Source organism: Nocardioides sp. (assembly GCF_047606145.1).
Taxonomy (GTDB): domain Bacteria; phylum Actinomycetota; class Actinomycetes; order Propionibacteriales; family Nocardioidaceae; genus Nocardioides.
In genome coordinates this window covers 55930-75723 of the sequence record NZ_JASGET010000154.1, presented here as the reverse complement: position 1 = coordinate 75723, position 19794 = coordinate 55930, and the positions used below count along the sequence as shown (strand labels likewise).

Below are 19794 nucleotides of genomic sequence, written 5' to 3'. Positions count from 1 at the left end.
CGAGCCGTGAACCACAAGTCGAGTCGACGGACTCGGTGACCGCGAGTGAGGCAACCCGATGAATGAACCGCTGTACGAAGTGACCTGGCCGCTGGGCCGTTCGACGGTGACCGAGATCGAGGCCAGGCCGAGGATCTCGGACCTGTCCAAGGCGAGGATCGCGCACCTGTCGCACTACGGGTTCCGGCACGACGAGATGCGCCCGGTGATCGAGGAGGAGCTGACCGCGCGCTACCCCGGGATCCAGTTCGTGGGGCCTGACGAGTTCGGGAACATCCACGGTCCGCGGCACGGCAAGGACGCACTGCCGGTGCTGCCGGATAGGCTCGAGGAGTACGGCGTCGACGCGGTGATCACCGGCGTCGGAAGCTGTGGCACCTGCACCCCGGCGGTGGTCCGGGCGAGCATGGTCGCCGAGCGGGCGGGCGTGCCGAGCGCCACCATCGTGGCCTCGGCCTTCCTGATGCAGGCCGCCGCCATCGGGCGCGGCGAGGGCATGGCGGACTTCCCGATCTCGGAGTTCCCCGGCGTGATCATGAACCAGAGTGCGGAGGAGCTTCGCCGCAACACCGCCGAGGTGCTCGTCCCCAACATCATCGACCAGCTCACCCGCAACGTCTCGGTCGCCGAGGAGGTGGTCGAGCCCGAGCCCGGCGCGATCGTCTTCACCGGGACCCTCGACCAGGTCAACGAGTACTTCCTCGAGCAGCGCTGGACGGACGGGCTGCCGATCGTGCCGCCCACTCTCGACCGGGTCGAGGCGTTCCTGGCCTACACCGACCGCGACCCCGCGGAGATCCTCGGCGTCATCCAGCCGGAGAATCGCGAGGCGACCATCTGGAGCGTCGCGGTCAACGGGGTGATGTCGGGCTGCCGGCCGGAGTACCTGCCGATCCTGATCGCCATCGTCGAGGCGATGGCCGAGCCGAACTTCTACGCGCGAGACTTCGGCGCGACCCCGGGTCTGGAGCCGTTGGTGCTGGTCAGCGGGCCGATCGTCAAGCAGCTCGACTTCAACTACGAGACCGCGGTGATGCGGGTCGGTCGCCAGGCCAACACCAGCATCGGCCGGTTCGCGCGGATGTTCCTGCGCAACCTGGTCGGGCTCCGCTTCGCCCCGGACGAGACCGACAAGGCCTCGATCGGGCTGGGCATGAACGTCGCGCTCGCCGAGAACGCGGACGCGGTCGCCGACCTCGGCTGGTCCTCGGCCAGCGAGCGGTTCGGCTTCGCGCGCGACGAGAACGTCGTCACCGTGCAGAGCGTGATGGCCTCCACCATCCCGATCTACACCGCCGGTGACACCGCCGCCGAGCACCTCGACCGGCTGGTGGAGATCTTCGGCGGGATGTGCGCCGGCTGGGCACACACCGGGATCAAGAAGGGCAAGAACTTCCCGCTGCTGATCATGAGCCCCGGGGTGGCCACGGTGCTGGCGCGCGAAGGCCTGTCCAAGCGCGACGTCCAGCAGTACCTCTTCGACCACACCAAGATCTCGGTGCGCAGCCTCTACCGGCACGCCTGGGAGCTCGGCTACACCGAGTACGACCTCGGGCAGCTGCACGCGGAGGGCATGATCTCGGCGGCGTACGTCGAGTCCGACGACCCCGACCGGCTGGTCCCGGTCTTCGTCGATCCCGAGGGCATCGGGATCGTGCTCAGCGGCGACCCGGGACGCAACCAGAGCAAGGGCTTCGTGCAGAACCAGAGCCACGGCTACCCGACCGCCAAGCGGATCGAGCTGCCGGCGGACTGGGATGCGCGGCTGGCGCGCTGACCCGGCTCGCTCGGCGATCGAGGCCGTCAGGCGTCGGCCAGGGTCAGCTTCAATGGTTCACCGGGTGCTCGGCCCTCGGCGGCGGAGCGATCTGCAGGGTCTGCGCGGTGCGGGTCATGGTCTCGATCGCGAGCTCCGGGTTCTCCGCCAGCGGGGCACCGGCGCTCGGGATCATCTCGACCAGCTGCGGCCGCCACTGTTCCCAGCGGTCGGCGAAGCACTTGCGGATCACGTCGACCATGATCGCCGGCGCGGTGGAGGCCCCGGGCGAGGCGCCGAGCAGGCCGGCGATGGTGCCGTCCTCGGCGGTGATGACCTCCGTGCCGAACTGCAGGACTCCGTCCGGCCGGATGACCTGCACCCGCTGTCCGGCGGTGATCTTCTCCCAGTCCTTCGCCTCGGCGTCGGGGAAGAACTCCAGCAGCTCGGCGAACTTCGTCTCCCGCCGGGCGATCACCTGCTTGATCAGGTAGAGGGTCAGGCCGAGATTGTGCAGGCCGGCCTTGACGGTCGGCAGCAGGTTGTGGAACCGGATCGAGCGGAACAGGTCGAGCAGCGACCCCTTCTTGCCGAACCGCGGCGTCCAGCCGGCGTACGGGCCGAACATCAGGTACTCGCGATCTCCGACCACTCGGGTGTCGAGGTGTGGCACCGACATCGGCGGCGCGCCGATCGGCGGCTTGCCGTAGACCTTGGCCTGGTGCCGGGCGACCAGTTCGCCGTTCGCGGTGCGCAGGAACTCGCCGCTGGCCGGGAAGCCCGCGAAGCCGCGGATCTCCGGGATGCCCGACTTCTGCAACAGCGGCAGCGCGTACCCGCCGGCGCCGACGAAGACGAAGCGCGCGGTGTAGTGGAACCGGCCGCCGTCCCGGTGATGCCTGCCCATCACGTGCCAGAGGCCGTCCATCGTCTGGTGGACGTCCTTGACCTCGGTCCCGGTCTCCAGCACCGCACCGTGCTCGACCAGGGTCTCGGTGAGGATCGAGGTGAGCGCGCCGAAGTTCACATCGGTGCCGGCCGGCGAGTGGGTCGCGGCCATCGGCTCGTCGCCGGTCCGGCCCTCGAGCAGCAGCGGTGCCCAACCGCGGATCACCTGCGGGTCGTCGCTGAACTCCATGCCGACGAACAGCGGGTGATCCTTGAGCGCCTGATAGCGGCGGCGCAGGTAGTCGACGTTCTCCGCGCCGGTCACGAAGCTCATGTGCGGCGTGGTGTGGATGAAGGCCTCGGGATCCGGGATCCGGCCCTGCCGGACCAGGAACGACCACAGCTGACGCGCGATCTGGAACTGCTCGTTGACCGAGATCGCCTTGCTGATGTCGATCGAGCCGTCCGCGCGCTCGGGGGTGTAGTTGAGCTCGCAGAGGGCCGAGTGTCCGGTGCCGGCGTTGTTCCACGGGCCGGAGGACTCCTCGGCGAGGGTGTCGAGCCGTTCGAGCATCCGGATCGTCCAGGTGGGCTCGAGCTCCTGGAGCAGGACTCCCAGAGTCGCGCTCATGATGCCGCCACCGACCAGCACTACGTCGATGGGCGTGTCGAGAGGTTCGTCGAGAGGTTCACCGTCCACAGTCTCTTTTGTCTCGCGTTTAGCGCGACAAGGGAAATCGGTGGCCACCCTGCGGGGGGCTTTGTGCGCTAGATCACAGCCGATCTGGTAGACATCGATCATGGAGTCGTTCGCCGCCGGTGAGACCACCACGCCCCTGCTGGAGGAGACGATCGGCGCCACGTTCGAGGCGACCGTGGCCGAGCACGCCGAGCGGGAGGCGCTGGTGGAGGTGGCCACCGGCCGCCGCTGGAGCTGGCGCGAGCTGGACGACGACGTCAACGCGGTCGCTCGCGGCCTGATCGCCATCGGCGTCGCCAAGGGGATGCGGATCGGCATCTGGGCGCCGAACTGCGCGGAGTGGACGATCGCGCAGGTCGCCACCGCCAAGATCGGGGCGATCCTGGTCAACGTCAACCCGGCCTATCGCACCCACGAGTACTCCTACGCCGTCAACCAGTCCGGGATGCGGTTCCTGATCGCGGCCTCCAGCTTCAAGACCAGCGACTACGCCGCCATGATCGCCGAGACGGCGGCCAGCACGCCCACGCTGGAGCGGGTGATCCTCCTCGACACCGACGACTGGGCCGAGCTGGTCGCCGCCGGCGCCGACCTGCCGGCGGACGCGGTCGCCACCCGGCTGGCCGAGCTCGACCCGTTCGAGCCGATCAACATCCAGTACACCTCCGGCACCACCGGCTTCCCCAAGGGCGCCACCCTCAGCCACCGCAACATCCTCAACAACGGCTACTTCGTCACCGAGACGATCAATCTGACGCCCGCCGACCGGCTGTGCATCCCGGTGCCCTTCTACCACTGCTTCGGCATGGTGATGGCCAACCTCGGCTGCATGACCCACGGCGCCACCATGGTCATCCCGGGCCCGGCCTTCGATCCCGGTGCCGTGCTGGCGGCGGTGCAGGAGGAGCGCTGCACCGTGCTGTACGGCGTCCCGACCATGTTCATCGCCGTCCAGAACCACCCCGACTTCGCCTCCTACGACCTCTCCTCGCTCCGCACCGGGATCATGGCCGGCTCGGTCTGCCCGGTGGAGGTGATGCGGCACTGCATCGACGACATGGGGATGAGCGAGGTCTCCATCGCCTACGGCATGACCGAGACCAGCCCGGTCTCGTGCCAGACCCGCGCCGACGACGACCTGGAGCGCCGTACCGCCACCATCGGCCGGGCGGCGCCGCACGTCGAGATCAAGATCGTCGACCCCGAGGGCAGGACCGTGCCGCGCGGTCAGCCGGGCGAGTTCTGCACCAGGGGCTACTCGGTGATGCTCGGCTACTGGGACGAGGAGGAGAAGACCGCCGAGGCGATCGACGCCGAGGGCTGGATGCACACCGGCGATCTGGCCACGATGCGCGAGGACGGCTACTGCCTGATCGTCGGCCGGATCAAGGACGTCGTCATCCGGGGTGGGGAGAACATCTATCCGCGCGAGGTCGAGGAGTTCCTCTACACCCACCCCGACATCGAGGACGTCCAGGTGGTCGGCGTGCCCGACGAGAGGTACGGCGAGGAGCTGTGTGCCTGGGTGCGGCTGCGCGCCGGGGTGGAGACGCTGACGGCGGAGGCGGTGCGCGAGTTCGCCACCGGGAGGCTGGCGCACTACAAGATCCCGCGCTACGTGCTGGTGGTCACCGAGTTCCCGATGACGGTGACCGGCAAGATCCGCAAGAACGAGATGCGGGAGCGGTCCGCCACCCTGCTCGGCCTCTCCTGACCGCCCGCACCGGATCCCGGTCCCGGTCCGGCCGGGCGGCGCGAGCGGGCGGCGTTCGCCGAGCCGCCACTAGGCTGAGCCGGTGCCCCGCCTGACGAGCTCCCACCGTGCCTGGATCGACGAGGCGGTACGTCGGGTCGAGGCCGATGCCCAGCGGTCGGCCGACACCCACCTGCACGTCGTACCGCTGCCGGGGGAGCCGGGGGTCGACCTCTACCTCAAGGACGAGTCGGTGCATCCGACCGGGTCGCTGAAGCACCGACTGGCCCGCTCGCTGTTCCTCTATGCGCTGTGCAACGGCTGGTTGCACGCCGGCTCCACCGTGGTCGAGGCGTCCTCGGGCTCGACGGCGGTCTCCGAGGCCTACTTCGCCGGTCTGATCGGGTTGCCGTTCGTCGCGGTGGTGCCGGCGGGGACCAGCCCGGAGAAGATCCAGCTGATCGAGTGGTACGGCGGCCGGTGCCATCTGGTGGACTCGGCGGGCGAGGTCTACGAGACCGCGCGCCGTCTGGCCGCCGAGCTGGGCGGGCACTACCTGGACCAGTTCACCTACGCCGAGCGGGCCACCGACTGGCGGGGCAACAACAACATCGCCGAGTCGATCTTCGACCAGCTCTCCCGGGAGCCTCATCCGGTGCCGTCCTGGATCGTCGTCTCCGCCGGCACCGGCGGCACGTCGGCGACCATCGGCCGTTATCTGCGCTACCGCCGGTATCCGACCAGGCTGTTGGTGGCCGATCCGGAGGGGTCGGCGTTCCTCGACGGCTGGGAGCAGGACGTCTCCACCGCGACCGCGAGCGGATCGCGGATCGAGGGGATCGGTCGCCCGCGGGTGGAGCCCTCCTTCGTCGGTGGCGTGGTCGACGAGATGGTGCGGGTGCCGGACGCCGCGTCGATCGCCACCATGCGATGGCTCTCCGGCCGGTTGGGCCGCGGCGTCGGGCCGTCCACCGGCACCAACATCTGGGCCGCCCTCGGCGCGATCGAACGGATGCGCGCGGTCGGTGAGACCGGCAGCGTGGTGACGTTGCTGTGCGACGGCGGCGAGCGCTACCGGTCCAGCTACTACGACGACGCCTGGGTGGCCGGCCAGGGCATCGACCTGGCGCCGTACGCCGCGGTGCTCGCTGAGTACGAGAGCACCGGCCGGCTGCGCCCGCCGGCGTGAACCGGCGGTCTCGGGCGAGTCCGGCCCGGGCCGGTTGCGACGAAGCGGCAATTCGGCCCAATTTCGCCTCACCGCGTCATGACTCCGGCACGGGACCGTTACCTCTACAGAAGGTCGTCCGCCGGTGGGGGGTGGACGACCTTCACCCCTTCCCGGGCCACGCCCTGTCGGAGCCGGCCGCTGACCGCCGTGCCGCCGATCTCCTCGTCGGTGTGGATCGCGGCGGCCAGCCCGGCCGCGGTCATCAACGCGGCCGTGATCGGAGCCTGGACCCGGGACGACTCGACCAGGAGCACGCCGTCCGGGCTCAGCCAGCCCGGTGCCGCGGCGATCAGCCGCCGCTGGACGTCGAGGCCGTCCGCGCCGCCGTCGAGCGCGAGACGATGCTCGTGGTCGCGGGCCTCGGGCGGCATCAGCGCGATCTCGTCGGTCGGGACGTAGGGCATGTTCGCCACCACCACGTCGACCCGGCCGCGCAGTCGGCCGGGCAACGGCTCGAACAGGTCGCCGAGGAGCACCCGGTCGGCCGGGAGGTTGTGCCTGGCACAGGCGACCGCGTCCGGGTCGAGATCGACCGCCCACACCTCGGCGGCCGGGAGGCGGGCGCCGAGCGCGGTGCCCAGGGCCGCGCTGCCGCAGCCGACGTCGACCACCGCACGAGGATCCGGGGCGCGGCTGGCGAGCTCGACCAGGAGCAGCGAGCGGCGACGAGGGACGAACACCCCGGGGCGTACGACGATCCGCAGGCCGTCGAACGCCGCCCAGCCGAGCACCACCTCCAGCGGTTCACCGGCCACCCGGCGCCGCACCATCGTCTCCAGCTCGTCCGCGTCGGCCCCGGCCTGGCGCAGCAGCGCCGACTCCTCCTCGGCGAACACGCAGCCGGCGGCCCGCAGCCGGTCGGCGAGCGGGTCCGGCTGTGGTCGGCTGGGTGGGTCGGCGGGCGGTGTCGATCCGGCGGGAGTCATCGGCAAGGATGCTGCCATGCACGCGCTGAGCCTGGTCGGATGGATCGTGGCCGGGTACGCCGTGCTGGTCGCGGTCGCGGCCGCCGTCGGGGTCGCGCTGCGGGCCCCGCGGCCACGCTGGCTGGACCAGATCGCCTGGATGCTCGAGCTGCTCTGCGTCGTCCTCGCGCTGGGCGCCCTCGCCGACCTGTCCGGCGGCGATCGGCCGGACTCGATGTCCACCCATCTCGGCTACATCGCGGCCTGCGTGGTGGTGATGCCGGTCGCGCTCGGCACCGTGCGCGAGGATCGCGGGCCGTGGTCGTCCGGGGTGGTGGCGGTCGCCGCGCTGGCGACCGGGGTGATCGCCGTACGGGTGCTGATGACGCGTTGACCGGGACATCGACCGGGACGCCGATCGGGACGCCGACCGCGGAGCGGTCGGCACCTGCCGGTGCGCGGCCGCGAGCGGCGCGAGAGGATGAGCCGGTGAACCGCGCTGCCTCCGGACCCCACCTCGTCCTGCTGGCGTTGTACGCACTGTTCATCCTCGCCTCGGGCAGCCGCGCCGTCGTGCAGATCGCGACCAGGTTCGGCGACGCCCCGGTGGCCTTCTCCCTCTCCGCCGTGGCCGCCTGCACCTACGTCGCCGGGTGGTTCGCGATCCGGCGGGCGGCGCACGGCCGGCCGGAGTTCGCCCGGGTGATGCTCTGGGTCGAGCTCGGCGGCGTGCTGGTGATCGGCACGCTGTCCCTGCTGGTGCCCGACTGGTTCCCGGAGGCCTCGGTCTGGTCCGGCTACGGCGAGGGCTACGGCTGGGTGCCGGCGGTGCTGCCGATCCTCGGACTCGTCTGGGTCCACCGGTCGCCGCAGGCGGCCGCGACACCGGCGGAGCGGGACTCCGCCGAGGAGGGAGCTCCTCGATGAGCGGATCCGACCGGCCGTCGGCCTCGACGGCGCACGCGATCTCGCCGGACTCCGGCGAGCACTGGTCCGCGCCCGGTGCCTGGCCGGTCGCCGACGGCGTCCACCGGATCCCGCTGCCGCTGCCGATGGACGGTCTGCGGGCGGTCAACGTCTACGTCATCGAGGGGGCCGACGGGCTGACCCTGATCGACGGCGGCTGGGCGATCACCGAGGGCCGGGAGGCGCTGGACGCCGGGTTGCGGCTGCTCGGCGTCGGCTTCGGCGACATCGCCCGCTTCCTGGTCACCCACGTCCATCGCGACCACTACACGCTGGCCAGCGTGCTCGGCAAGGAGTACGGCGCCGAGGTCAGTCTCGGTGCCGACGAGCGCGCCACCCTGGAGAGCGCCCTGAACTCGGACGGAGCGCGCTCGCGCGACGGCTGGCTGCTGCGCGACGCCGGGGCCGCCGACCTGGTCGAGCGATGGCAGGCGATGACCCGGGAGGCCATCGATCCCGATCACTGGCGGCTGCCCGACCACTGGCTCGACGGTGACCAGCGGCTCGAGGTGTCCGGTCGCACGCTCGACGCGGTGCACACCCCGGGCCACACCCGCGGGCACTTCGTCTTCGCCGACCGCGCGGCCGGGATGCTGTTCGCCGGCGACCACGTGTTGCCCACCATCACCCCCTCGATCGGCTTCGAGCCGGCACCGGTGGTCTCCCCACTGGGCGACTTCATGGCCTCGCTGACCAAGGTGCGGGGCCTGCCGGACCTGCGTCTGCTGCCGGCACACGGCCCGGTCGCGGACTCGACGCACGCCCGGATCGACCAGCTGATGGCACATCACGAGGAGCGGCTCGCGCGCTGCCTCGAGGCGCTCCGGGCGGGTCGCCGTACCGCTCGGGAGGTGGCCGAGGCGTTGCCCTGGACCCGTCGCGAGCACGCCTTCTCCAGCCTGGACCTGTTCAACTCCACGCTGGCCGTGCTCGAGACGAAGGCCCACCTGGAGGTGCTGGCCGCGCGGGGTGACGCCGGCCGGGCCGAGACCGGGGACGGCGTCCTCTTCACGCCGCGCTAGGGTGGCGGGAACACACGACAGGGGAGCCCCGCGGGGCTGAGAGTGCGGCAGTGGGCCGCAGACCCTCCGAACCTGCTCCGGCTAGCACCGGCGAAGGGAGTCCAGATGAGGCTGCGCGCGCAGCTCGCCACCGCGACGGTCCTGGCGGCCGCACTCGCTCTCACCGGCTGCGGCGGCGGTGAGGACGCGAGCTCCTCGGGCAACTCCTCGGGGAGTGCGGGCGGGTCGGGAGGCTCGTCGAGCTCGGCCGGCGGGGACGTCGTCCTGCTGACCCACGACAGCTTCAGCCTGCCGAAGAGGCTGATCACGAGGTTCGAGTCGACCACCGGCTACCACCTGGTGGTGCGGGCGTCGGGCGACGGTGGCGAGCTGACCAACAAGCTCGTCCTCGCCGACGGCAGCCCGGACGGCGACGCGGTCTTCGGGATCGACAACACCTTCGCCAGCCGTGCGATCGCCGGCGACGTGCTGCAGGACTACACGCCCTCCGAGCTTCCTGCCGGCGTGAGCGACTTCGACCTGCCCGGCGACGACGGCGCGAGCCTGACGCCGATCGACGACGGCGACGTCTGCGTCAACGTCGACACCTCCTGGTTCAAGGCGCACGGCCTGGCGGCACCGACCGGCTTCGCCGACCTGACCAAGCCGGCGTACCAGGACCTGACGGTCATCCCGGGCGCGACCACCAGCTCGCCGGGGCTGGCCTTCCTGCTCGCCACCGTCGCCAAGTACGGCGACGACTGGCAGTCCTACTGGAAGGACCTGATGGACAACGGCGCCGAGATCACCGACGGCTGGAGCGAGGCCTACGAGGTCGACTTCACCGCCGGCGGCGGAGACGGCGACCGACCGATCGTGGTCTCCTACGACTCCTCGCCGGCCTACACCGTGACCGATGGGTCGTCGAGCACCAAGGCGCTGCTCGACACCTGCTTCCAGCAGGTCGAGTACGCCGGCGTGCTGCGTGGCGCGACCAACCCCGACGGCGCGAAGGCACTCGTCGACTTCCTGCTCACCGATGAGGTGCAGGAGGCGCTGCCGGACAGCATGTACGTCTTCCCGGTGGTCGACGGGGTGACGCTGCCCCGGCAGTGGGCGAAGTTCGCCGTCCAGCCCACCAAGACCTGGCAGGTCGACCCGTCCGAGATCGAGTCGAACCGTGAGGAATGGCTGCAGGAGTGGCGCGACATCATCACCGCCTGAGCCCCCGTCCGACCCGGGTACGCCTGCTCCGAGTACGGCGCGCCGCGACCCTGGCCGCGCTGGCGGCGGTCCCGGTGGTGGTGCTGGCCGTCTTCTTCGTGCTGCCGGTGATCGGGATGGTGCGCCGGGGCTTCGTCAGCGACGGGGCCTTCGACCCGGCCGCGGTCGCGCGGGTGCTGGGCCGCGCCGAGATCCATCAGGCGATCTGGTTCACCCTGTGGAGCTCGACCCTCGCCGCGGCGCTCAGCGTGCTGCTCGGCCTGCCGGTCGCCTACGCGCTGCATCGGCTGCGGTTCGGGTTCGCCCGGGTGGCCCGGGCCGCGCTGCTGGTGCCGTTCGTGCTGCCGACGGTGGTGGTCGGGGTGGCGTTCCGGCAGCTGCTGCGCGCGGGCGGCCCGCTCGGCGGGTGGGGACTGGACCAGACGCCGGCGGCGATCATCGCCGGGCTGGTCTTCTTCAACATCGCGGTGGTGGTCCGCAGCGTCGGCGCCGCCTGGGAGAGCCTCGACCCGCGCCCCGCCGAGGCCGCCGCCGCGCTCGGTGCACGTCGCTGGACGGTCTTCCGCACCGTCACCCTGCCGGCGCTGCGGCCGAGCATCGTCAGCTCGGCGAGCGTGGTGTTCCTGTTCTGCGCGACGGCCTTCGGCGTGGTGCTCGTCCTCGGCGGGCTGCGCTACAACAGCGTCGAGACCGAGATCTACTACCTGACCGTGCAGCTGCTCGACCTGCCCGGCGCCGCCGCCCTGTCGATCCTGCAGCTGTTGGTGGTCGTCGCGCTGCTGGTGGTCGCCGGGAGGCTGCGCACCGTCGCCGACCCGACCCAGCAGCGGACCGTCGTACGCCCGCGCCGGCCCGGCGCCGCCGACCTTCCCCAGCTGCTCCTGACCGGGTTGGTGCTGGCGTTCGTGGCGGCGCCGATCCTGACCCTCCTGGTCGGGTCGCTGCGGGTGGACGGCGGCTGGAGCCTGGCGAACTATCGCGCGTTGCAGTCGACCGGGGACGACGGCACCCTGCCGGTCACGGTGACCACCGCGCTGGCCAACTCGCTGCGGATCGCGCTCGCCGCCGCGGCGATGGCGCTGCTGCTCGGCGGCCTGGTCGCGGTGGTGGTCACCAGACGCTCCGTCTCACCCGGGGAGCGGCGGGTGCGGACGGTGCTGGACGGACTGTTCATGCTGCCGCTCGGGGTGAGCGCGGTGACGCTCGGGTTCGGGCTCTACCTGACGCTGGACCGGCCACCGGTCGACTTCCGCTCCCAGCCCTGGCTGGTCCCGCTGGCCCAGGCACTGGTCGCGCTCCCGCTGGTGGTGCGCACGCTGGTCCCGGTGCTCGCCGGCATCGACGACCGGCAACGACAGGCGGCCTCCTCGCTGGGCGCGGGTCCGCTGCGGGTCTTCGGCACCGTCGACCTGCCGGCCGCCTGGCGGCCGTTGCTGGCCGCGACCGGGTTCGCCTTCGCGGCCTCGCTCGGCGAGTTCGGCGCCACCTCGTTCCTCTACCGGGGCGACCATCCGACCCTGCCGGTGGTCATCTACCGGTTGATCGGGCATCCGGGGGAGCACAACTACGGCATGGCCCTGGCGGCCTCCTGCGTGCTGGCGCTGGCCACCTGCGTGGTCATGCTGGCGGTGGAACGGCTGCGGGTGCCCTCGATCGGGGCGCTATGAGGGGTGCGACGAGTGTGGCGGATCGGCGACCGGCGGATCGGCGACCGGCGGATCGGCGACCGGGGAGAGGAGCGCGGTAGTGCTTCGTCTGGAACGGGTCGGGGTGGCCTTCGACGGCGTCGCGGCCGCGGCGGACGTCACCCTGGGACTTGCCGACGGCGAGGTGCTCGCCCTGCTCGGCCCGTCCGGGTCGGGCAAGTCCACCCTGCTGCGGGCGGTCGCGGGCCTGGAGAGCTCGACCGGGACGATCTCCTGGGACGGCCGCTCGCTGGCCGGGGTGCCGACCCATCGGCGCGGCTTCGCCCTGATGTTCCAGGACGGCCAGCTCTTCCCCCAGCTCACCGTCGCCGGCAACGTCGGCTATGCGCTCCGGCTGCGGCACACGCCGGCGGCGAAGCGGCGGGCCCGGGTGGCCGAACTGCTGGCCCTGGTCGGCCTGTCCGGCTACGAGGACCGGCTGCCCCGAACCCTGTCCGGGGGAGAGCGGCAGCGGGTCGCGCTGGCCCGGGCGCTCGCCGTCGAGCCCCGGCTGCTGCTGCTGGACGAGCCGCTCTCGGCACTCGACGCGAGCCTGCGCGAGCGCCTCGCCGGCGACCTGCGCCGGATCCTGGTGGAGTCCGGGACGACGGCGCTGCTGGTCACTCACGACCACGAGGAGGCCTTCGCCGTCGCGGACCGGCTGGCGGTGATGCGGGACGGCCGCATCGTCCAGTCCGGCGACCTGGCCGAGGTCTGGCGGCACCCGGTCGATCCGTGGACCGCGCTGTTCCTCGGCTACGCCCGGGTCTACGAAGGCGACGCCGCCGCCCTCCTCCGGGCCACCGAGTCGGTCGTGGGAACAGCCGAGTCGGTCGTTAGGACTACCGAGTCGGTCGTGGGGGCAGCCGAGTCGGTCGTGGGAACCGGTCGAGTTGTCGGTTCGGGTGGAGCAGACCCGGATGGCCCGGACGGTACGGCGACCGGCGCGGTCGCCTGCCGCCGGTCGGCCCTGGTGCTCGACCCGGAGGGCCCGCTCGCGGCGGAGGTGCTCTCCGCGCGGACCACCCCGGACCAGGTGCGGCTGGTGGTGCGGGTCGACGGACTCGGCGCGGCCGACGCGGTCGCCGTACGGGCACCGGCCCCGGGGGAGCGGATCCGGCTCCGGGTGGAGCCGAGCCGGATCGCCGTACTCGGATAGGAACGCCGTCCTGGTGGGCGGTCTTCGTTGGTTGGGTCGGTTGGGTGAGCCTGTCGAGGCTGCCGCCCCGACGGCCGACTCGACCGTTCTCACGACCGACTCGGCTGCCCCCACGACCGACTCGGTGGTCCCACGACCGATTCGGCCGAGGCCGGGTTCGGGGAACCTCGGCGCGTTCGGCACAATGGCCCGGTGCGCCGCTTGACCTCCGCTCTTGCCCTGACCGCGAGCCTGGCGACGGCGATGAGTCTGGGTGTCGGGTCGGCGAGCGCGACGAGGCTGACCGTTCCGATGTGGCAGAAGGACCCCTCGGCGACGGCGAGCCAGGGTCAGAACCGGATCCCGGTCAGCGAGAACCCGACGAACCCGCTCAAGGGCGGCACCTGGGGCGTCTACCACGGTGACCAGGACGGGGTCTGGCCGGCGTACGAGGCGGCGTCGGGAGAGACCAAGGCGCTGTTGGCCAAGGTCGCGCTGCAGCCGCGGGTGCGCTGGTACCACTCCGGGATGTCGATCTCGAAGGTCACCGACAAGCTGCACGAGGAGATCGCGCAGGAGACCGCCGACGACCCCGACGCCCTGGTCCAGATCGCCTGGTTCCGGCTCTGGCCGCACGGGGAGGGGGCCCGGAACCGGGCGTTGAGCGGGGCGCAGCAGGCCGACTACAAGGCCGCCGTCGATGCGGCGGTCGCGGCGATCGGCGACACCAGGACGGCGATCGTGCTCGAACCGGACCTGGCGCTGACCGCGCCGCCGATGCGCAGCGGCGTGATGTCGACCGCCGATCCCGGGGTACGCCAGTCGCTGACGGCGTACGCCGCGGAGAAGTTCTCCGCGCTGCCCCGCACCAGCGTCTACCTGGACGCCGGCGACGCCGACTGGCTCAGCCAGTCCAAGGCGCTGAGCGTGCTGGAGAACTCCGGCATCCGCTACGCCCGCGGCTTCGCGCTCGGGGCGACGCACTACTCCTCGGTGGCGATGAACGTCGACTACGGCACCGACCTGGTGACGTCGCTGGCCGCGGCCGGCTACGGCGAGAAGCACTTCGTCATCGACACCGCCGACAACGGCCGTGCGTTCACGTTCCCGGAGTACTACGCCAAGCACCCGCGGGGGAACTTCGACAACGCCGAGCCCTGTACGACGACCAGCGAGCTGCGCTGCGACACCCTCGGCCACGCGCCGACCTGGGACACCGCCGTGGACGACCTGGGCCTGACCGAGACCGAGCAGGAGCGGGCCGGGACCTACGTCGACGGCTACCTCTGGTTCGGCCGTCCGTGGCTGGTCGACCAGGCCGCGCCGTTCTCGCTCACCCGCACGCTGCAGGTCGCGCGCAGCACGCCGTACGACCAGGCCAACATCACCGGCGGTTGAGCCGGAGATGTGCCGCGCGCGGGCACCCCTAGGATGAACGGCATGTATCGACGAGCCCAACTCACGATTGCGGGCATCGCGATCGGCATGGCGGTGTGGGCGATCATCTCGGCGATCGCCATCAATCGCAGCCTGATCGACCCGGACGGCAGCTTCCTGGGGCCGTCCTGGCTGCGGCTGCCGCTGCTGTTGGGTGCGGCGATCCTGGCCGACCTGCTGCCGCGGGCGCTGTGGTTCTCCCGAGGCCGGCTGGCCAGGGTGCCGGGGCTCATCCGGGAGCGGATCGACGAGCACTGGCATCGGGACCGGCTGACCCTGGTCGCCTTCGGGGTGATCGGCTTCTACGTCGTCTACGTGAGCTACCGGAACCTGAAGTCGTTCCTGCCGTTCATGATCGACGTCAAATACGACCGTGAGCTCCACCTGATCGACCACGCCATCCTGTTCGGGCACGACCCGGGCGTGCTGATGCAGGACATCTTCGGGACCGGGTTCATGGCGTACTTCTTCTCCTACGTCTACCTGTGGTTCCTCTCGCTGGTGCCGGTGGCGGTCACCATCTGGATCGTCTGGGCGCGCAACCTCGCCTACGGCTACTGGTTCGTCTGCTCGCAGGCGATCGCCTGGACGCTCGGCACCATCTCCTACTACTGCCTGCCCACCCTCGGGCCGGGCCTGGCGTTCCTGTCCATCTACTCCGATGAGCCGAACACGCCCGCGGGGGAGCTGATGAACGGACTGGTCAACGGCAGACAGAACGTGCTCTGGGGGCCGATCGGAGACTCGATCCAGTCGGTGGCCGGCTTCGCCTCACTGCACTGTGGCATCACGCTGCTGACCGCACTGTTGGTGCAGGCGACCGTGCAGCGGAAGTGGATCAGGATCTTCTTCTGGGTCAACTTCGCCATCACGGCCCTGGCGACGGTCTACTTCGGCTGGCACTACCTGGCCGACGACATCGCCGGCGTGATGCTCGCCCTGGTCTCGTTCTACCTCGGCGGGCTCGCCGCCGGGCAGAGGTTCGGCCCCAAGCCGCGGCCGGGTCAGGTGTCCGAGGCCGTCCAGGAGAAGGTCGCGGCCTGAGGCCCTCCTCGGCGCCGGCTCAGTGGCCCTCGGCCTGGAAGCGCGCCACCGAGGCCTCGATCTCGGCGATCGCCGCCTCCTTGGAGACCCAGTCCGAGCCGTGCACCGCCTTGCCCGGCTCGAGGTCCTTGTACCGCTCGAAGAAGTGCTTGATCTCGTCCAGGTCCCAGGTCGAGACGTCCTCGAGGTCGACGAACGAGTCGAAGCGCGGGTCGACCGGGACGCAGAGCACCTTGTCGTCGCCGCCCTTCTCGTCGACCATCCGATACATCCCGATCGGGCGGCACTTGATCAGGCACCCCGGAAAGGTCGGGTAGGGCAGGATCACCAGCGCGTCCAGCGGGTCGCCGTCCTGGCCCAGGGTGTCCTCGATGTAGCCGTAGTCGGCCGGGTAGGCCATCGAGGTGAACAGCGTCCGGTCGAGGCGGAGCTTCCCGGTCTCGTGGTCGACCTCATACTTGTTGCGCGATCCCTTGGGGATCTCTACCAGTACGTCGAACTCGACACTCACGTTCCGCCTCCACAACCTCGTCCACCACAATGACCCGAGTTCGAGAACCCCGACCCGGCATGCAGGAGGATATCGGTGAGCACTCACGTCGGCCGCCGCAGGTGGCCCGCGGCTCTCGCCATCGTGCTGGTGGTGCTGCTCGTCGGAGCCGGTGGGGCGGCGTACGGGCTGGGCTGGGTGGACCACTGGCGCGGCACCGATGTGCCGGCGACGCCGCCGACCGCCGCGCTCGACCTCGAGCCGCTGCGGGTCGCCGACACCACCGTCGCGGCGGTCAGCGGCAGCGGGCACCCCAAGCAGGCCGTGGAGCGGGCCGCGCTGGCGCTCAAGGTGGCCGCCAAGCCGCTGGGCAAGCACGTGGTGGCGGCGATCGCCCCGGCGGCCGGCGGGGCGATGTCGACCTTCGGCACCGGCCGGGCGACGCCGGCCTCGATCACCAAGATCATGACGAGTACGGCGGCCCTGGAGCGCCTCGGCCCCGAGCACCGGTTCACCACCTCGGTGACCCGTCGGGGGCACACGGTGACGCTGGTCGGCGGCGGTGACCCGCTGCTGGCCTCCGCCGACCTGCGCGACCTGGCCCGCTCGAGCGCGACGAAGCTCGCCGCGGCCGGCGTACACCGGGTGCGGGTGGCCTACGACGACTCGCTGTTCACCGGACCCTCGGTCGCGACCACCTGGCGCGCCGGCTACGTGCCCGAGGAGGCGGTGCCGGTGACCGCGCTGATCGTCGACGAGGGCCACACCGCCGGCACCGACGGCGAGGTCGGCACCGACGACGACGGCCGGGTGACCCAGCCCTCGCTCGCCGCCGCGGAGGTCTTCGCCCGAGCGCTCGCCAAGGCCGGCGTCACGGTCACCGGCGATCCGCGGCACGCCGCCTCGGCCGGCGGCGCCACCGTGCTGGCCAGCCACCGGGGAGAGACGGTCGGGATGATCGTCGAGCACACCCTGCGCTACAGCGACAACCAGGCCGCCGAGATGCTCGGCCGCCAGGTCGGACTCAAGGCCGGGGACGCGAGCTTCACCGGCGGCGCGCGCGCCGTCACCACGACGCTGGTCGGACTCGGCATCCCGGCGGCCGGCATCCATCTCTTCGACAGCAGCGGACTCTCCCGGCAGGGCAAGCTGAGTGCGACGGCGGTCGCCGACGCGCTGCGGCTGGCGACCGAGGGCGACCACCCCGAGCTCAGCTCGATCCTCGCCGGGCTGCCGGTGGCGGGCTTCGAGGGGTCGCTGGAGGACCGCTTCGTGGCCGGCACGTCGTCGTCCGCCGGTCAGGGCGTCGTCCGGGCCAAGACCGGCACCCTGACCGGGGTCAGCGGTCTCGCCGGAGTCGTCACCGATGCCAACGGCACCCCGTTCGTGGTGGTGGTGATCGCCGACCGGATCACACCGGCCAAGACCTGGCAGGCCCGGCTGGACGAGGAGGACGTGCTCGCCGCGGTGGCTTCCTGCGACTGCAGCTGAGGCCGTTGCTCGCCGGTCGGCTAACGTCGTACGACATGACTACCCCAACGGGCGCCTCGGTGACGGGTGCCTCGGTCGGTACGGCGGCGTCGATGGTGGACTGGCCGCTCGCGGTCAAGCTGGGCGCGCGGATCGCCGGGGACGGGCCGAGCATCGGACGCGAGGAGGCCGCCGCGGTCGTCGCCGAGCTGCGCGCCGACGCGGCCAGGGCGACCGGCTACGTCAAGGAGTTCACCGGGCTGGACGCTCCCGTCGGCACCGCGCCGGTGCTCGTGGTGGACCGACGCGGCTGGATCCAGGCGAACGCGGACGCGTTCTCCGCGGTGATCGCTCCGGTGATCGAGCAGGTCACCGCGAAGAAGGCGCCGGGTGCCGTCGCCGGCGCGATCGGCGCCAAGGTCACCGCGGCCGAGGTCGGCGGCCTGCTGGGATTCCTCTCCGGCAAGGTGCTCGGCCAGTTCGACCCGTTCGCCGAGCCCGCCGGCCGGCTGCTGCTGGTGGCGCCCAACGTCGTCCACGTGGAGCGCGAGCTCGACGTGGACGCCGCCGACTTCCGGCTCTGGGTCTGCCTGCACGAGGAGACCCACCGGGTCCAGTTCACCGCCACCGGGTGGATGCGCGACCATCTCTTCGCTCAGATCGAGGAGCTCGCCGGCACGCTCGACCCGGGCAGTCTCGGTGACGGGCTCAAGCGGGCCATCGAGGCGGTGCGCACCGACGGCAACCTGGTCGAGTCGATGGCGACCCCCGAGCAGCGCGAGATCCTCGACCGGGTGACCGGGATGATGTCGCTGCTCGAGGGGCACGCCGACGTGGTGATGGACGGCGTCGGCCCGACGGTGATCCCGACGGTGGCCAAGATCCGGGCGGCCTTCGACCGGCGCCGCAAGGGTGTCGGCGCGCTCGACCGGCTGGTGCGGCGGCTGATGGGCCTGGAGGCCAAGATGGCGCAGTACCGCAACGGCGCGGCATTCGTCCGCGCCGTGGTGGACAAGGTCGGGATGGCCGAGTTCAACGCCGTCTTCGCCGGCCCGGAGAACCTGCCGAGCAAGGCCGAGATCACCGACCCCGATGCGTGGGTCACCCGTGTCCTGGGGTGAGCCCGGGTGAGCCTGCATCCGGCGATCGCCGCCGTACGCCGCGGCGTACGGGGGGTGCTCGACCCGCTCCGATCCGGAGAGCCGGTGGTGGTGGCGACGAGCGGCGGCGCCGACAGTCTCGCGCTGCTCGCGGCAGCGGTCTTCGAGGGGCACCGGCGCGGACTGCGGATCGTCGGAGCCACCGTCGACCATGGCCTGCAGCAGGGGAGCGCGGCCCACGCCGAGCGGGTGGTGGCGCAGATGGCGACGCTCGGCGCCGACGAGACCGTCGCCGTCCGGGTGCGGGTGGCCGACGCCGGCCTCGGCCCCGAGGCCGCCGCGCGGCAGGCGCGCTACGCGGTGCTGGACCAGGTCGCGGAGCGGTTCGCCGCCCCGCTGGTGCTGCTCGGTCACACCCGCGACGACCAGGCCGAGACGGTGTTGCTGGGCCTGACCCGCGGCTCCGGGATCCGCAGCCTGGCCGGGATGCGGCGCGGCTTCGACCGCTACCGGCGCCCGCTGCTGGACGTCTCGCGCACCGACACCGAGACCGCGTGCACGGTGGCCGGCATCGAGTTCTGGTCCGATCCGCACAACAGCGACCCGGCCTTCACCCGGGTGCGGGTCCGTCGGCAGGTGCTGCCGATGCTGGAGGCGGCCCTCGGCCCGGGCGTCGCGGCCACGCTGGCCCGGACCGCCGACCAGGCCCGCGAGGACGCCGACTTCCTCGACGACGTCGCCGAGAGGACCTATGCCCGGCTGGCGGGTCCGGAGCCGCGGCCTCGTGGCTCGGTCGCCGATGGCGGGATCACGCTGCCGGTCGCCGACCTGGCCCGACTGGACCCGGCGATCCGGCGACGGGTGCTGCGGCGGGGGGCGGTGGCCGCCGGCAGCCCGGCGGCGGAGCTGTTCCACACCCACCTGATGGCCCTCGACGGGCTGGTCACCGACTGGCACGGGCAGCGCTGGATCGACCTGCCCGGCCATCGTCGCGGCGTACGGCGGGGAGGCCTGGTCCATCTCGAACCGACCGCCGGGGGCGATGCCGGGGACGCCGGTTAGGGTG

17 protein-coding genes and 1 riboswitch are annotated in these 19794 nt (G+C 71.7%); of the genes, 14 read left to right on the top strand and 3 right to left on the bottom strand.

Annotated features, from left to right (window positions below; all coding sequences use genetic code 11):
- Positions 1 to 58: 58 nt before the first annotated feature.
- The gene (locus tag QM638_RS21290; RefSeq protein ID WP_415145372.1) at positions 59 to 1777 is read left to right on the top strand and encodes a hypothetical protein; all 1719 of its coding nucleotides are present in this window, start codon (positions 59 to 61) and stop codon (positions 1775 to 1777) included.
- Between the two features lie 49 nt (positions 1778 to 1826).
- Here the strand turns inward: QM638_RS21290 and mqo are convergent, their stop codons facing one another.
- Positions 1827 to 3296, bottom strand: coding sequence for a malate dehydrogenase (quinone) (mqo, locus tag QM638_RS21285; protein ID WP_415145440.1), 1470 nt, complete (start codon positions 3294 to 3296; stop codon positions 1827 to 1829).
- Between the two features lie 148 nt (positions 3297 to 3444).
- Here mqo and QM638_RS21280 point away from each other — a divergent pair, with 148 nt between their 5' ends.
- Positions 3445 to 5058, top strand: coding sequence for an AMP-binding protein (locus tag QM638_RS21280; protein WP_415145370.1), 1614 nt, complete (start codon positions 3445 to 3447; stop codon positions 5056 to 5058).
- Between the two features lie 82 nt (positions 5059 to 5140).
- Positions 5141 to 6226, top strand: a complete 1086-nt coding sequence (locus QM638_RS21275) for a PLP-dependent cysteine synthase family protein (protein WP_415145369.1) — start codon at positions 5141 to 5143, stop codon at positions 6224 to 6226.
- Between the two features lie 104 nt (positions 6227 to 6330).
- On the opposite strand, the gene QM638_RS21270 is transcribed toward QM638_RS21275, so the two are convergent.
- The gene (locus tag QM638_RS21270; protein WP_415145367.1) at positions 6331 to 7194 is read right to left on the bottom strand and encodes a putative protein N(5)-glutamine methyltransferase; all 864 of its coding nucleotides are present in this window, start codon (positions 7192 to 7194) and stop codon (positions 6331 to 6333) included.
- 16 nt (positions 7195 to 7210) lie between these two features.
- Between QM638_RS21270 and QM638_RS21265 the strand changes: the two genes are divergently transcribed.
- The 8 genes from QM638_RS21265 to QM638_RS21230 all read left to right on the top strand — a co-directional run bounded on the left by QM638_RS21265 (position 7211) and on the right by QM638_RS21230 (position 15668).
- A complete protein-coding gene (locus QM638_RS21265) occupies positions 7211 to 7567 on the top strand; it encodes a hypothetical protein (protein WP_415145365.1) in 357 nt (118 codons plus the stop codon).
- Between the two features lie 95 nt (positions 7568 to 7662).
- Positions 7663 to 8100 (top strand): hypothetical protein, encoded by a 438-nt coding sequence (locus QM638_RS21260; RefSeq protein WP_415145363.1) that lies wholly within the window; start codon positions 7663 to 7665, stop codon positions 8098 to 8100.
- Positions 8097 to 9161, top strand: a complete 1065-nt coding sequence (locus QM638_RS21255; protein ID WP_415145362.1) for an MBL fold metallo-hydrolase — start codon at positions 8097 to 8099, stop codon at positions 9159 to 9161. Before QM638_RS21260 ends, QM638_RS21255 begins: the two co-directional genes overlap by 4 nt.
- A 9-nt stretch (positions 9162 to 9170) precedes the next feature.
- Positions 9171 to 9277: riboswitch (TPP riboswitch) on the top strand.
- On the top strand, positions 9267 to 10364 hold the full coding sequence (locus QM638_RS21250) for a thiamine ABC transporter substrate-binding protein (RefSeq protein WP_415145360.1): 1098 nt from the start codon (positions 9267 to 9269) through the stop codon (positions 10362 to 10364). Its footprint overlaps the riboswitch before it by 11 nt.
- Positions 10340 to 12031 (top strand): ABC transporter permease, encoded by a 1692-nt coding sequence (locus QM638_RS21245; RefSeq protein WP_415145359.1) that lies wholly within the window; start codon positions 10340 to 10342, stop codon positions 12029 to 12031. The genes QM638_RS21250 and QM638_RS21245 overlap by 25 nt, the downstream gene beginning before the upstream one ends.
- A gap of 79 nt (positions 12032 to 12110) precedes the next feature.
- Positions 12111 to 13208 carry an ABC transporter ATP-binding protein gene (locus tag QM638_RS21240; RefSeq protein WP_415145357.1) on the top strand — a complete coding sequence of 366 codons (1098 nt, stop codon included), beginning with the start codon at positions 12111 to 12113 and terminating at the stop codon, positions 13206 to 13208.
- Between the two features lie 192 nt (positions 13209 to 13400).
- A complete protein-coding gene (locus QM638_RS21235) occupies positions 13401 to 14585 on the top strand; it encodes a glycoside hydrolase family 6 protein (protein WP_415145355.1) in 1185 nt (394 codons plus the stop codon).
- 42 nt (positions 14586 to 14627) lie between these two features.
- Positions 14628 to 15668, top strand: coding sequence for a phosphatase PAP2 family protein (locus QM638_RS21230; protein WP_415145353.1), 1041 nt, complete (start codon positions 14628 to 14630; stop codon positions 15666 to 15668).
- A 19-nt stretch (positions 15669 to 15687) separates the two neighbouring features.
- Here QM638_RS21230 and QM638_RS21225 read toward each other — a convergent pair whose 3' ends face one another.
- Positions 15688 to 16179 carry an inorganic diphosphatase gene (locus tag QM638_RS21225; protein WP_415145351.1) on the bottom strand — a complete coding sequence of 164 codons (492 nt, stop codon included), beginning with the start codon at positions 16177 to 16179 and terminating at the stop codon, positions 15688 to 15690.
- A 75-nt stretch (positions 16180 to 16254) separates the two neighbouring features.
- On the opposite strand from QM638_RS21225, the gene dacB reads away from it, so the two are divergent.
- Genes dacB through tilS form a run of 3 tightly spaced genes read left to right on the top strand, consistent with a single transcriptional unit; the run spans position 16255 to position 19790 of the window.
- Positions 16255 to 17649 carry a D-alanyl-D-alanine carboxypeptidase/D-alanyl-D-alanine-endopeptidase gene (gene dacB, locus QM638_RS21220; protein WP_415145349.1) on the top strand — a complete coding sequence of 465 codons (1395 nt, stop codon included), beginning with the start codon at positions 16255 to 16257 and terminating at the stop codon, positions 17647 to 17649.
- A gap of 35 nt (positions 17650 to 17684) precedes the next feature.
- Positions 17685 to 18749, top strand: a complete 1065-nt coding sequence (locus QM638_RS21215; RefSeq protein WP_415145348.1) for a zinc-dependent metalloprotease — start codon at positions 17685 to 17687, stop codon at positions 18747 to 18749.
- A gap of 6 nt (positions 18750 to 18755) precedes the next feature.
- The gene (tilS, locus tag QM638_RS21210; RefSeq protein WP_415145346.1) at positions 18756 to 19790 is read left to right on the top strand and encodes a tRNA lysidine(34) synthetase TilS; all 1035 of its coding nucleotides are present in this window, start codon (positions 18756 to 18758) and stop codon (positions 19788 to 19790) included.
- Positions 19791 to 19794: the final 4 nt, after the last annotated feature.